General features: G+C 43.6%; 7 protein-coding genes. 6 read left to right on the forward strand and 1 reads right to left on the reverse strand.

Annotation, left to right across the window (positions count from 1 at the left end; all coding sequences use genetic code 11):
* Positions 1-122 precede the first annotated feature (122 nt).
* Positions 123-3,860, forward strand: coding sequence for a hypothetical protein (locus tag FRZ06_00515; GenBank protein ID QOX61943.1), 3,738 nt, complete (start codon positions 123-125; stop codon positions 3,858-3,860).
* Positions 3,861-4,027: 167 nt separating this feature from the next.
* On the opposite strand, the gene FRZ06_00520 is transcribed toward FRZ06_00515, so the two are convergent.
* Positions 4,028-5,710: a hypothetical protein gene (locus tag FRZ06_00520; GenBank protein ID QOX61944.1), complete on the reverse strand. Its 1,683-nt coding sequence runs from the start codon at positions 5,708-5,710 to the stop codon at positions 4,028-4,030.
* Positions 5,711-5,880: 170 nt separating this feature from the next.
* Between FRZ06_00520 and FRZ06_00525 the strand changes: the two genes are divergently transcribed.
* The 5 genes from FRZ06_00525 (at position 5,881) to FRZ06_00545 (ending at position 13,380) form a co-directional block, all read left to right on the forward strand.
* Positions 5,881-7,641 carry an amidohydrolase gene (locus FRZ06_00525; protein QOX61945.1) on the forward strand — a complete coding sequence of 587 codons (1,761 nt, stop codon included), beginning with the start codon at positions 5,881-5,883 and terminating at the stop codon, positions 7,639-7,641.
* A 298-nt stretch (positions 7,642-7,939) separates the two neighbouring features.
* Positions 7,940-9,463 (forward strand): YfcC family protein, encoded by a 1,524-nt coding sequence (locus FRZ06_00530; GenBank protein ID QOX61946.1) that lies wholly within the window; start codon positions 7,940-7,942, stop codon positions 9,461-9,463.
* Between the two features lie 127 nt (positions 9,464-9,590).
* The gene (pepV, locus tag FRZ06_00535) at positions 9,591-11,006 is read left to right on the forward strand and encodes a dipeptidase PepV (GenBank protein QOX61947.1); all 1,416 of its coding nucleotides are present in this window, start codon (positions 9,591-9,593) and stop codon (positions 11,004-11,006) included.
* Between the two features lie 296 nt (positions 11,007-11,302).
* Entirely contained in the window at positions 11,303-11,719 is a 417-nt protein-coding gene (arr, locus tag FRZ06_00540; protein ID QOX61948.1) for an NAD(+)--rifampin ADP-ribosyltransferase, read from the forward strand.
* 290 nt (positions 11,720-12,009) lie between these two features.
* Positions 12,010-13,380: a sodium-dependent transporter gene (locus tag FRZ06_00545; GenBank protein ID QOX61949.1), complete on the forward strand. Its 1,371-nt coding sequence runs from the start codon at positions 12,010-12,012 to the stop codon at positions 13,378-13,380.
* Positions 13,381-13,645 lie beyond the last annotated feature (265 nt).

Below are 13,645 nucleotides of genomic sequence, written 5' to 3' on the forward strand. Positions count from 1 at the left end.
ATTGAATTTTATCTAAAAATTCAATCTTTTCAAAATATGGCATAAAAATTGCTCATCAAAGTGCAAAGAAGGTGCATTGAACTTTTATAGGGCTAATCTTGAACCAACTCAAAGAAGGAAGGATGGAAAGTATGAAGAAAACGAAAAGAAGAATCATAGCGTTTACGCTTGTACTCGCTATGGTAATCAGTTCCGTTAGTGTTTCCTTTGCAGAAACAGGAGGCAATGACGCACAGACGCCAGAAAGCAATGGCACACAAACGCAAGGCTTTATTGATATGCCTTCAAACTGGGCTGCGGAGCCGCTGGAAAATGCGGTGAAAAACGGACTCCTTTCGGGGTACGATACAGCCAAGGGAAAAGAAATCAGAGCGGGTGGGAAACTAACCCGCGGGGAAATGGCAGCTATGATCAACAGAGCCTTCGGCGCATCGGTAAAAGGGGATCTTACCGGTTACGTTGACGTGCCGGCAAGTAAATGGTATGCACCGGAAATCGCAAAGGCTGCAGCCATGGGAACCTTCTCGGGCAGCGGCGGAAAAATGAGACCTGAGGCGCTGATTACAAGAGAAGAAGCTTTTGTAGCGCTTGCAAGAGCCTTTAAAATTGAAACGAAAAAGGCTTCCGAATTACGATCCTATTCAGATGCAGGAGACGTTTCAAACTGGGCAATTCCTGAAGTTTCTGGCCTGGCAGCCAAGGGGTATGTCGCCGGCTCAAACGGAAAATTAGCCCCGAAAGCAAACATTACCAGAGCCGAATTTGCTAAGATTATGGACAATATCGTCAAGCAGTACATCACAGCATCAGGAACTGTTACCAATGTAGAAAATGGTACGGTCGTCGTGAATGCACCGGGAGTAACACTGAAAAACCTGACCATTGCAGGGGATTTGATCCTTGCCGACGGAATTGGTGAGGGAGAGGTAAGCTTAGATGGAGTGGCTGTAAAAGGAAACACTATCATCAGAGGCGGCGGTCCCAACTCCATCGTTGTAACGGGCAATTCCAGCCTTGGTAAGGTCATCATCAGCAAAACTGCCGGAGGAAGAATCAGCGTTAAAGTCGTAGGAAATGCTAAAGCCGAAGACGTGATCATCATGGATGGTAAGGTATTCCTTCAGGTAGCGGAAAAAGCAGCAATAACGTCACTATTGGTTTCAGTGCCGGACACAGAGCTGAATATTGCAGGTACGGTAACAAAGCTCATCTCAGCTGCAGCAGCTTCAGGCTTGAAACTTACCGTTTCAAAAGGCGGAGTTGTCGTAACTGCTGCGCTCAATGCCTCTGCATCCGTGAACAATGAAGGAACGATAAAAACACTGGAATCCAATGCTTCAGGCGTAGCTCTTTCTGGAAATGCTCCGGCTGTAATTACAGGCACCAATCCGCCAGCGTCAACGAAAACACCCTCATCCTCCGGAGGAAAAAGTGGAAATAGCGATTCTGATGAAGAAGATAAAGAGAATCTTTTAGAGGTCAGCAGAACAGGATATGAACTGGAGGACTACACTGTAAATTTTAAAGCTGGAAACCCAAAAAGAATTAAAAGCAATATTCTTTTTTATTCCACGATGGGGGCTGTCGATGTAGCTGATGTGTATCAGGTGTTGAATGATACAGAGGCAGCAGCCCTGGTCAGCGAAGGAAGAGCACTTTCTATCGGTACAGACAGCGACATTACAGTCGATTTGCCGGAGGATCTCACATCGGTCAACGGGCATATGTTTGATCAAAATGAAAAGTACGACTTTTACTATATCTACGTAGCTTCCATTCCTAAGGATGCAAAGAAAGATATTGTCATTACCAAGGCAGATCTGATGATCCATCCGGAACGAGGTCCTGCGGCATTAACTTCCATCGGGGACGGTCCGGGGAAGGGAGCTGCTGTACCGGCAGGAGGAGCCACTTCGGTAGATCCTGAATCATCGACCTTCGTTCAGGCTTATATTGATAATATGAAGCAAAACACACCTGGAATCAAACCACGCCTTGCTGATTTCTCAGCATCCTGGCAGGAGACAGAAGACCTGCTGTACGACGATTTTTACAACAACGGAGATAAGGAAAACTTTGAAAGTCACGGACTGGTGCCGGTTTACATCCCACTGGCGCTGGACAATTATAAAAGTGTTGCCAATGAGCAGTACTTTGCGGACTTGGTGGAAAGCTGCCACATCGCATTCTTCTTCGGAGGTGCGCAGCTCAGGCACACGAGAACGCTTTTGAATGATGACGGCACTCTCTCAAAGGTGGGTCAGGCCATCCAGAATGTTCTTGAAAGAGGCGGAACTGTTGCCGGGTCCAGCGCTGGTTCTGCGGTGATGTCCGGCTATTCCTATACAGACGGCGCTAATTATTCCTACCCGCCCATGTATTGGAATCAAACGGAACTTGTAGACTTTGAAGTCTACGATGGAGAAACGGATCAAGAGCCGGTAGCAACCATGAAAGGAAACAGTCTCTATTATAAAAGCATCGGTGTCATCCAGCCTGCTGCAGGCAAGGATGCTTTAATGGATTCCCATTTTGATATCAGAGGCCGTTTGGGCAGACTGCTGGTAGCGCTGAGAGATACAGACCAAACAGGGCTTGCAATCGGACCAGACGAAGGAACCGGAATCAGAATCAGTGAACAGATTGGAACCGTGTTTGGACTGGGCGGCGTTTTCATCGTCGATGCCAGCGATGCGATTTGGAGCGAAGGTAGCGGTCCATCCAACCCGCTGTCTGTGACAGGGATCAAGCTCCATTATCTGACTGAGGGAGATACTTACAATTTTGATACGGGTGTTGTTACGCCAAAGAGCGGAAAAACAGAAATTGTTTCTCCCGCAGAATCAGTCTACAAGACTGTGGATGCTTTCGGTCCGTATGAGACCAGCAAAACCATCCTGTCTCTCGTAAACAGCGAAGCAGAGTCCGTAACGGTAAAAGGGAAGAAAGCACCGGATACCACTTTTGCTGAAGGCCCTACCTTTGATATTACTTATACGAAGACTGCAGGAACTACAGCGTATGATTGCAGCGATACATATGGGGAGGGAGAAATCAAGGAATCACTGGGGGAATACCGGAAAACCACCATTGTTAATTTAATCTTGGATGTTGCTCCCGGGCATCATTTGCCTGTCGTAAAAGCCATCACCAGTACGTCGGGGAATGCAAGTATTTTGTTCAATAATCCGCTGTGCCTTGGAACCACTACAGACGGTCCTGTTGACCTTACAGGAGGCAGCACCGCAAAATACATCACTGTAAAGGATAGCGCAGGCAATAGTAAAGCACTGTCAACAGGCAGTTCCTTTGCCATTTCAGGCAATGTACTGCACATCGCGCTGGCATCAGGCAGCTTCGAAGCCGGAGACACTATTCAGCTGACGGATAAGGTAATGGATATTTATGGGGAAGCAGTTAACTCGGAACGTGTCTTTTGGAACAGCGGAACGAAATGGTCAGTACCGCTAAAGATATCCTCGGTATATCCGTCAAGCAAACGCTACAGAACTTTCATAGAATTTAGCAATGAAATTGCCATTGGTTATACCGATGCAGCGGATGACAACTATTTCATCAACCCATCGTCCTCATCGGATTTCAAGTCCCAGTATATTGTTGTAAAAGACAGTACAGGTAAAGTGAAAAAGCTAGATAATGCAAACTCCTTCTGGCTTGATCCTGACTATCCAAGGGAAATCATGATTGATCTGGATACGGATTTGTTTGAGACTGGTGACACTGTAACGATTTCGACCAAAATCAAAGATATCTATGGAGAAGGACTTGTCAAGGATGCAACTTACCGCTATTACTATGATGCAGAGGCTGAGGAGGGGGAATGGACATTAGCTTTATAAAATGACTATATAAAATCATATAAAAAAATAAAAGGAAGATGGGCCGAATTGAGATTCACCCTCTTCCTTTTTCTGTTTCTACTTTTGTTTGTGTTTCTATTTCAGACTAATCTGTTTGAGTAAAAAATAAATTGGATAAGTTGATTTCTACTTATTTAAAATGAATGCTAATTATTTGAAGTGTATTTTTTGATCTTCTGATAAGCCTGAGATTGGCTTATACCCAATTCTTTTGCAATTTTATAAGAACTTCTCAGATCATTATATTTTTCTAAAATGATTCGCCTTTCTTCTGCTTCAAGGAGTTCCTTTAGTGTGGGTTGTTTCTGAAAGGATGCCGCTTCATTTTCGGTGTAAGCGACTGCCTTTGCGATGGAACCGACTCCCTTTTCAGTTGAATCATCTTCCTTTTGAGTTTGTTTTGCAATATGGGTGAGAACATTATCAGGCAAATCCTCCACTCCCAGAACGGAACTTCCGGAGGTAACAAAAAGTCGCTCCATTAGATTTTCTAGCTCCCGTATATTTCCCGGCCAACTGTAATTGACCAGCGTTGTTAAAAGCTCGATTGAGATTCGCTTATTCTCTTGATATTTTTCGGTGTATCGGGCCAGGAAGAAATGGATCAAGGAAAATATATCATCCTTCCGATTGCGCAGCGGAGGAATCTCAATGGGAACCACGTTGAGACGGTAAAACAGATCTTCCCTGAATTTACCTTCACTGATCAGCTTGCCTAGGTCTTTGTTTGTTGCTGCAATCAGTCTAAAATTGATCTTCCTTGGTATTGTCTCGCCCACACGAATCACAGCCTTTTCCTGAATAACATTTAAAAGTTTTGCCTGCATGTGCATTGGAAGATCTCCGATTTCATTGAGCAGGATGGTTCCGCCGTTAGCGGCCTCAAAATATCCGGCCTTGCCGTCACCCTTGGCGCCGGTAAAGGCTCCTTTTCCATATCCGAAAAATTCAGATTCTGCAAGGCTCTCAGGCAGAGCACAGCAGTTGACATTGACCAAACGACCACGGGAGAAGCTTGATCTGGCATGGATAAAATTAGCCCAAAAATCCTTGCCCACGCCGGTTTCGCCTTGCAGCAGAACATTCGCGTCACTTTGGGCTGCTTTCACCGCAAGAGCCATGACTCGTTCCATTTCAACGCTTTTTGTAACAAGCTCATGGATAATATTATCCTGGCTGATAATTTCAAATGTATTGACATTGATATACTGATTGGCAAGGGCTTCTTTTTCACCAACCAGCGCAAAATCTTTTTTTACGGATTCAATTTCTCCTTTGATGGTTTCAACAAGTTTCCGATTCATTTCCAATTTAAAATCGCTGTAATCGAAATCGATGCCCAGAACACCCATGAGGAGGTCTTTCGTATCCTTTCGTGCGCTGTAAACAGGAACGCTGTAAGTGATCACTTCTTTGAGCAGATAGGGATCATAATATGCCCGGGTAAACCCGCCTTCTTTTACACGTATGGATTCAAAGTACCACCATTTCAGGAAAGAGTTTTCCTGGGTAAAGTCTCTGATATAAGACATATTGTGTTCGCAGATCTCCCATTTACCTACATTTTCAATACATACGCCTGCCCCAAGTTCGTCAGAACCAAGCTGCGGCGTCGCTTCAGGGGTAAACTGGAAATAGATCTGAGAGATCAGCTCCTCTGAACAAGCCGTTTGATAAAGCAAAGATTTGAGCCAGTCACTCTGAAGCTCATAAATATAGTGCCGGTCTTCCCGGATGCGAATCATATCAACTTCACCCGAGAGCTTCTCCCGGATTGATTTCGCAATATTGGATACGCGAATCCCAAACGGAATTTCTTCTTTCAACATGGAGCACCTCTATAACAAAGCGGGAATTAGCGAAAGACCAATGGCCTTCCACTTTATCTGGCAAATAAATCAGATTGATACGCAAATCATATCAGACTTTGAAAAACCAGTCAAATATTTCGCTGATCGATGACTTGGTATAAAATTTGCTATTAAATTAGGAAGGACAATTGGAAATTAGCATCAACCATGAAGGAGATATTATGGGGATCAAAGCAGACACAATATTTTATAATGGCAAGATCTATTCGATGGACTCATCTTCCCATGTTTTTTCAGCAATGGCGGTAAAAAATGGAACGATACTTGCGCTTTCAGAGAAGGAAAATGAGAGTATTTTGATGGACGATTACTCTCAGGAGGGGCATACTGTCTTGAAAGACCTGAATAACGGAATTGTACTGCCAGGGCTTTCGGATACCCATGTTCATGCCCCGGGGCTTGCATACGATATGCTATTCAACGTAAACCTCTATCAGGCGCTTTCAAAGGACGAGACGCTGGACTTGATCCGAAACCACGTCAATGAGCATCCGCAGGACGAAATCTATTATGGGCGAGGTGTCAATTCAGGATATTTTGAAGGAGTTGAGATGACTGTAGGGCCGAGAAAAGAGCATCTAGACAGAATCTCCTCGGACAAACCGATTATCATCGCTGACTTTGGAGGAAATTATCTCTGGATGAACTCTGCCGCTTTTGATACCTATGGCATTACCCAGAAGACAGAATGCCCCCAGGGCGGAGAAATCCCACTCGACCCAAAGGATCAGTCCCTTTGGGGAATTGTCAGAGGAGAGGCCAGAACCCTCGTGCCATATCAGAGTTTCAGCGAAGAGCAAAATTATCTGGCTGCAAAATGGTTTCAAAATCAAATGCTGGCTTATGGATACACTTCTGTGTTTTCGCTGCGGCCTCCCGGAACCGTCAGACCGAGAACAACACATTTTCCTCTCTTTGAGGCCTTGGAGAAAAGAGGTGAACTTTTCCTCAGGGTACAAGGCGGCAGAGATATGGATCCTAACGGTGATGTTGATGTACAAATTGAGATCATGGAGGAAGAACGAGTCAAGCATAATTCAGGACAGATCCGTTTTACAACAGCGAAATTTTTTCTTGACGGTTCCATCGAAGGTCTTGATGCCTACCTTCTCATGCCCTATGAAAGCGCATCGGGAAAGGATGAAGATTACAAAGGCATCTTCCTCTGGGAGGAGGGAAAGCTTGCGGATGCATTTCGAAAGTGCATGGAAGCAGGGTTTCAGATTCATTGCCACGCTATTGGCGACGGTGCTGTCAACCGGGCTCTGAATGCGCTGGAGCAAGCCAAGCAACAACTTGCGGAAGGCGATTACAGAACAGTATTTACTCATTTGCAGTTGGTTTCACCTACTGATGTCAAACGGATGAAGAAACATCATATCATCGCTAATGTACAGACCTACTGGCATCTTAAATCACCTGTCCTGTATCATCAAATTGAAAAACCTCTGCTTGGAGATCGTGCGGAACGAGAATACCCCCTTCAAAGTTTAATCGCAGAAGGAATCGTTGTAACCGCCTCCTCAGACTATCCGGTAACACCGGATCCCAATCCTTTTTACGCCATTGAGGCTGGTGTTACAAGAAATCTTTGCAATGCTGCAGCCTTTGGCATCAAGGATATCGCAGATATAGAAGAACCGACGTATTTGCTGAATAAAGAGGAACGTACTTCTGTGGGAGATATGATCAAAGCATTTACCGCAAATGCAGCTTATTCCATATTTCAGGAGAATTTAACCGGAAGCTTGGAACCGGGAAAAGCGGCTGATTTTATTGAGATCAGTGCTGATCCCTTTACTATAAATCCCACTGAAATCGAGTTTATCAAGGTGAGAAAAACCTACTTTGGGGGCAGGCTGGTGTACAGCGCTGAGACAGCTGTTTGAAGCCGTTTAATGCATGTTGAAAAGGAGGCCCATATAGAAATTATCAATCCTTTGGACAAAGGGTGAAAATTTTTTTGCAGGGTATCGCTTATTGGGAAAGGAAGTGGTAAAATAAATATCTCTTAAAAAAGTTTAAAAACATGGAAGAATAACGTGAATTTGTCTTCGGTCTAAGAAATTCCCAATTTTGTATAAATGAGGGATATGGAGACCGATTGATTGCACATCTTACAAACAAAACCAATGATATAAAATCCTTTGAGGATTTTATAAATAAATGATTTATAAGGAGGCAAAAATGACAGAAGAATTGGTAGAAAAGAAAAAACACGGTCTTTCTTTTCCTTCGGCATGGTTAATTACTTTTATTTTATTAATGATTGCTGCCGTGTTAACCTACATAATACCGGCAGGAGCGTATTCAACGCTGATCTACAATGGTGAGACTGAGGCATTCACGATCACGGCTCCAAGCGGTGAAGAAAGTGAAGTCCCTGCTACGCAGGAAACGCTTGATCAGTATGGAATCAAAACGGATTTGGACAAACTGGTGGACGGAACCATCTGGAAACCCATCGCCATTCCGGGAAGCTATGAAAAGGTAGATCCTCAGCATCAGAACTTCGTGGATGTGATTATGTCCATCGTCAACGGGATCTACGAAACCATCGACATCATGTTCTTTGTGCTGATTTTAGGAGGTTGTCTGGGGATATTAAATTATTCCGGTGCGTTTACCGCTGGAATCGGAGCCCTGAGCAGAGCAACGCAAGGGAAAGAATATATTCTCATCGTAGCAATGACCTTCCTGATTTCTTTGGGTGGAACGACGTTTGGTATGGCGGAAGAGACAATGGCACTTTATCCGGTGCTTGTTCCGGTATTTCTAGCCGCAAAATACGATGCGCTGGTCTGCGTTACCTCCATTTATATGGGTTCTACCATCGGCTGCATGTTTTCAACGGTAAATCCTTTCTCCGCGGTAATCGCGTCCAACACCGCCGGAGTGGACTTTACTTCCGGCATCTACTGGAGAATGCTGGGTCTGGTTGCAGCCCTCGTCATCGTCGTTATCTATATCATCCGTTATGCAAATAAGGTGAGAAAAGACCCCACAAAATCAATTGTATACGATGAGCGCTTTAAAATCGAGGCGGCCTTCCAGCAGAAGCAGGAAGCACAGCCCTTGAAACCGCAATACTCCATTGCACTGATTGTTTTCCTTGCATGTTTTGCGGTCATGATCTACGGTGTTATCAATCTGGAATGGTGGTTCGGTGAGATGACCGCGGTCTTTATCGTTGGTGGCGTGATCATCGGCATTATTTTGGGATTGCCTGAGAAGGTTTTCTTTGAAGAATTTATCAGCGGAGCTTCTGCCCTCGTAGGGGTAGGTATGATCATCGGATTCTCCAGAAGCGTTAACCTTCTGCTGGAGAGCGGAAGAATTCAGGATACTATCCTGCAAGGATTGATCAGTGGTGTGGGCGATATGAATCCCTATTTCTTCCTTGTAATACTGATGTTTATCTTCATGATCCTAGGCTTTTTTATCAATTCGTCTTCTGCCCTTGCAGTATTGACCATTCCGATTATGGCGCCTCTTGCTGATGCGGTAGGACTTCCCAGAGAACTGGTGATCTCTGCATACATTTATGGACTGGGGATTATAACGGCAGTATCGCCTTGCAGTCTTGCGCTGATTACCTGTGAAATGGTTAAGGTTCCATATGTAAAATATGTGCGCTTCCTGATGCCGCTTCTTGGACTGCTGACCATCCTCGGTGTTGTAATGCTGCTGCTTCAGGCTTCGTTGGGATAAAATGAATCAGTGTGGGACTGCGCAGGAAACTCGAACAGTAAACTTGTGTAGGAAACTAGAGTGATAGGCCTGCGAAGTCCTTCATCTTAAGCAAGATTGAATTGGCTGATATTTAAGGGGAGAGTATATGGATATCAAAAAAGAATTCGAAAAAAACCGGGAGCGATTTATTTCTGATTTGCAGGGCTTAATCCGGATTCCAAGTGTGGCAACGGAAGCTGACGGAGCGTATCCTTTCGGGAAAGAGGTTCAAAGAGCATTTTCCTATATGCTTGATCTTGGTAAATCAATGGGTTTTGAAGTAAAGAACGTCGATCACTACGGCGGGCATATTGATTTTCCAGGCAGCGAAGATGGCATCATGGCAGTCGTCGGTCATATTGATGTGGTTCCGGAGGGAGACGAATGGACCTACGATCCATTTGGAGGAACGATAGAGGGCGACTGGATTGTCGGACGCGGAGCTCAGGATGATAAAGGCCCGACTATGGCAGGGCTTTACGCGATGAAGGTGCTGAAAGATTTGGGATTTCAACCGAAAAAGACTGTTCGGCTGATATTGGGTCTGGATGAAGAAGCCTGCTGGGACGGAATGAGATATTATCTTCAGCATGAAAAAGCACCGGATTTTGGTATTGTCCCCGATGCAGACTTTCCTCTGGTACAGTGTGAGAAAGGTTTGCTGCAGCTTGATCTTGTAAAGGATTGTACGGAAGGGACCTCCTTAACCGGAACAGAGCGGCTTGTCCTAGAATCTGTTGAAGGTGGAACAGCTCCCAATGTTGTTGCAGGTCATGCGGATATGGTAATCACAGGCACGGAAACTGAGCTCAATGAAGTTTGTCAGAAAATCAATATGGAAGCAAAGCAAAAGGGATATGAAATAAAGATGATTTCTGACGAGGTGAGACTGACCGTATCGGTGAAAGGCGAACCTGCGCATGCTGCTGTTCCGGAAAGAGGGGAAAACGCAATTTCCATGGCGCTGGATCTAATTCGGGACATTCGTTTTGCCAACGAGGATGCAAATCACCTCATGAATTTCTATCATGATAAGATTGGTTTTCATTTGGACGGAAGCAGAATCGGATGCAATATGGAGGATGAACTGTCTGGAGCATTGACCTTTAATGTGGGTGGCATCGTATTCAATTCAGCTGAAACAAGGATAACCGTTGACATCCGTTATCCTGTTACTGCGTCACAGGAAGCGGTTTGCGAGGGATTGGAAGCGGCGATCAGAGAAAGCGGATTCAAGCTGGAGGTCTTTGATCACATTCGGTCAATCTACCAGGAATCCTGCAATCCTGTGGTAAAGACGCTGATAGAAACGTACCGTGAAATCAGCGGTGATATGGAGACCAAACCTTCTGTCATCGGAGGGGCAACCTTTGCCAGAGCAATTCCAAACTGCATGGCCTTCGGCGCTTTGTTCCCCGGCGACCCCGAACTGGAGCATCAGAAAGATGAAAAAGTTCAAATTTCACAGATGATCAAAGCGGGCACGATTTATGCGGAAGCTATTTATCGATTGACAAAATAAAATTTAGCTTTGTATTGCAATAGAAAATTTCAAACAGTATAAACTGAGAAAGCTCATCATGATTTCTTTTGGAACATGATGAGCTTTCTTTCTGGAGATAAGGTTCTCCTTATTGATACTTCTTTCATCTTAATTATACCATAAATAAAAATAAAAAAGCAGACTATAAGTCATGATTTTTAAGTGATATAATGCAGTAATCGAATTCAGACAGAACAAAAATAAGGGCTTCAGCTTGACTTATTTTGCACGATACGGAAATGCTAAAGTTATAAAAGAAAAAGGAGTGTGTCAGCATGAATGACAAAAGAGATGTTTTAGATAATGGTCCTTTTTTTCATGGTACGAAAGCAGAACTAAAGCTTGGAGATTTATTAGAACCACAATATCTTTCAAATTATCAGGATAAAAAATCAAACTATATTTACTTTACCGGAACTTTAGAGGCTGCTAAATGGGGTGCTGAATTAGCGAGATCTAACGCAAAAGAAAGAATTTACATTATAGAACCTTTGGGGGAATTTGAAAATGACCCAAACTTAACAGATAAAAAGTTTCCCGGAAATCCAACACGTTCTTATCGCTCCAAATTTCCTTTGAAAATAATCGCTGAACTGGGTTCATGGGAAAGACATTCTGATGAAGTATTAAATCAAATGCTTACTTCTCTAAAAAAGTTAAGTGAGGAAGGAAAAAATGTAATATATGATTAAGGATAGGATGTTGTAGAATTTCCAATTCACAGCAGCTAATTTTGAGAACAGCAGGAAAACAAATAATAAAAAAGGTGAAGCAGAGTCAATAAAAAATGGATAAAAAAATGCTCTTTCTCTTTTCACATAAATTTGGTATACTCTTTCATGGGTTTTCAAAATATGAAATCAGATTTGGTTTCATATTTTATTTTTTGAGGTGAATCCTATCGAAAGGAAGGTGATGATTTTCGGTGAAATAAATATAAAATAAAATGAGAAACGGTATTTAATCTAGGAGGAAAAAACAAATGAAACATTCTGATAAAATTGGGCAGCCCAGAGATCAGTTTAAATCCAGGCTGGGATTTATCATGGCGGCAGCAGGCTCAGCTGTTGGCTTAGGAAGCATATGGAGATTTCCGTACGTTGTCGGAGAAAACGGCGGCGGTGCTTACATGATTATTTATATGCTCGCACTTATAATTATCGGCATACCGGTTATGGTGGCCGAATTTGTTATCGGAAGAAACAGCGGTAAGAATGCTGTTGACGCCTATGCGCACTATTCAAAAAAATATAAAATCGTTGGTGTATTTTCAATGCTTGTCCCTTCCATTATCCTATCTTTTTACTGTGTTGTGGGTGGATGGGCGATTATGTACTTATATCTTACACTGGCAGGAAAGCTCACGGATCTGACCCCGCAAGGATATACAGAAATGTTTGCAGCATCTTCCAGCGATATGCTTTTGTCAGGTTTCTTTTTCCTGCTGTTCGGTGTACTTGCTATATTGGTTGTCTGCAAAGGAATTTCACAGGGAATTGAAAAAGTTTGCTCCATTTTGATGCCGGCGCTTTTTATTATCATGGTTGCGCTCTCCATCCTTGGCTCTCTTCTGCCAGGTGGAATGGAAGGAATTAAATGGTATCTGATGCCTGACTTTTCAAAGGTAAACAGCAGAACTTTTGTAGATGCTGTTGGACAGGTTTTCTTTACGATGAGCCTTGGAATGGGTATTATGGTAACCTATGCAAGTTACCTGAAAAAGGATGAAGATATGCCCAAAGCCGCGACGATCACCGTTGTTTTTGATACGCTGGTATCTGTCTTAGCTGGTTTTGCTATTTTCCCGGCAGTGTTTGCCTTTGGTCTGGCGCCGTCCTCTGGCCCCGGACTTGTCTTTATTACATTGCCCAACGTATTTGCCCATCTTCCGTTTGGCATCGCAGCTGCAATCGGTTTCTACTTGCTTTTGATCTTTGCTGCGCTGCCGTCAGCCATCAGCCTGCTGGAGGTTCCGGTATCCTACGTTATTGAAAAGTATCATATCAGCAGAGTAAAAGCTGCGGTAGGGGTAGGTTTTTTGATCATGCTCATCGGTATTCCCACACTCCTCAGCTTTGGACCATGGAGTGACATTAAGGTGTTCGGATATAACTTCTTTGATCTGTATGACTATGTGACCTCCAATATCGCACTCCCGATCATCGGTCTGGCAGGCTCCTTAATCCTTGGTTTTACCTGGAGCAAGAAGGTCGTCATGGATGAAGTAACAAATCACGGTAGAATTAAATTTGGACTGAAAAACATCTGGTACTTCTCCGTGAAGTATATCAGCCCGATCCTGTTGATCATCATTTTCATTACATCTATAGGAATGTTAAAGTCTGAGTTATAATAAAGCATAAATAGCCATTCTGAGATTATTCCGTATTGCTTCATTGCATTTGCTGTATATTTAGCAGCCGGATTCCTTATGAACATATACTTTCTGAACTGATTCCTCCCGCTATCACAAATCATAGAAGAGAACTTAAAAGTATGGGAATTGCCTGATCCAGACGGAAGTCAGCAAAGAAAATTAAAGGAAGAACAGAAAACGAAATACGCGCCATGTCGGACGCAAACCGATATTGCGCGTATTTAAAATGGATACAATCTGT

The sequence above is a fragment of the Clostridiales bacterium genome (assembly GCA_015243575.1).
GTDB lineage: Bacteria > Bacillota > Clostridia > Peptostreptococcales > Anaerovoracaceae > Anoxybacterium > Anoxybacterium hadale.

Bases quoted from the DNA above. Each gene is read 5' to 3' on its own strand.
- arr (QOX61948.1), top strand. From the start codon at position 11,303: ATGAATGACAAAAGAGATGTTTTAGATAATGGTCCTTTTTTTCATGGT.
- FRZ06_00520 (QOX61944.1), bottom strand. From the start codon at position 5,710: ATGTTGAAAGAAGAAATTCCGTTTGGGATTCGCGTATCCAATATTGCG.
- FRZ06_00545 (QOX61949.1), top strand. From the start codon at position 12,010: ATGAAACATTCTGATAAAATTGGGCAGCCCAGAGATCAGTTTAAATCC.
- pepV (QOX61947.1), top strand. From the start codon at position 9,591: ATGGATATCAAAAAAGAATTCGAAAAAAACCGGGAGCGATTTATTTCT.
- FRZ06_00530 (QOX61946.1), top strand. From the start codon at position 7,940: ATGACAGAAGAATTGGTAGAAAAGAAAAAACACGGTCTTTCTTTTCCT.
- FRZ06_00515 (QOX61943.1), top strand. From the start codon at position 123: ATGGAAAGTATGAAGAAAACGAAAAGAAGAATCATAGCGTTTACGCTT.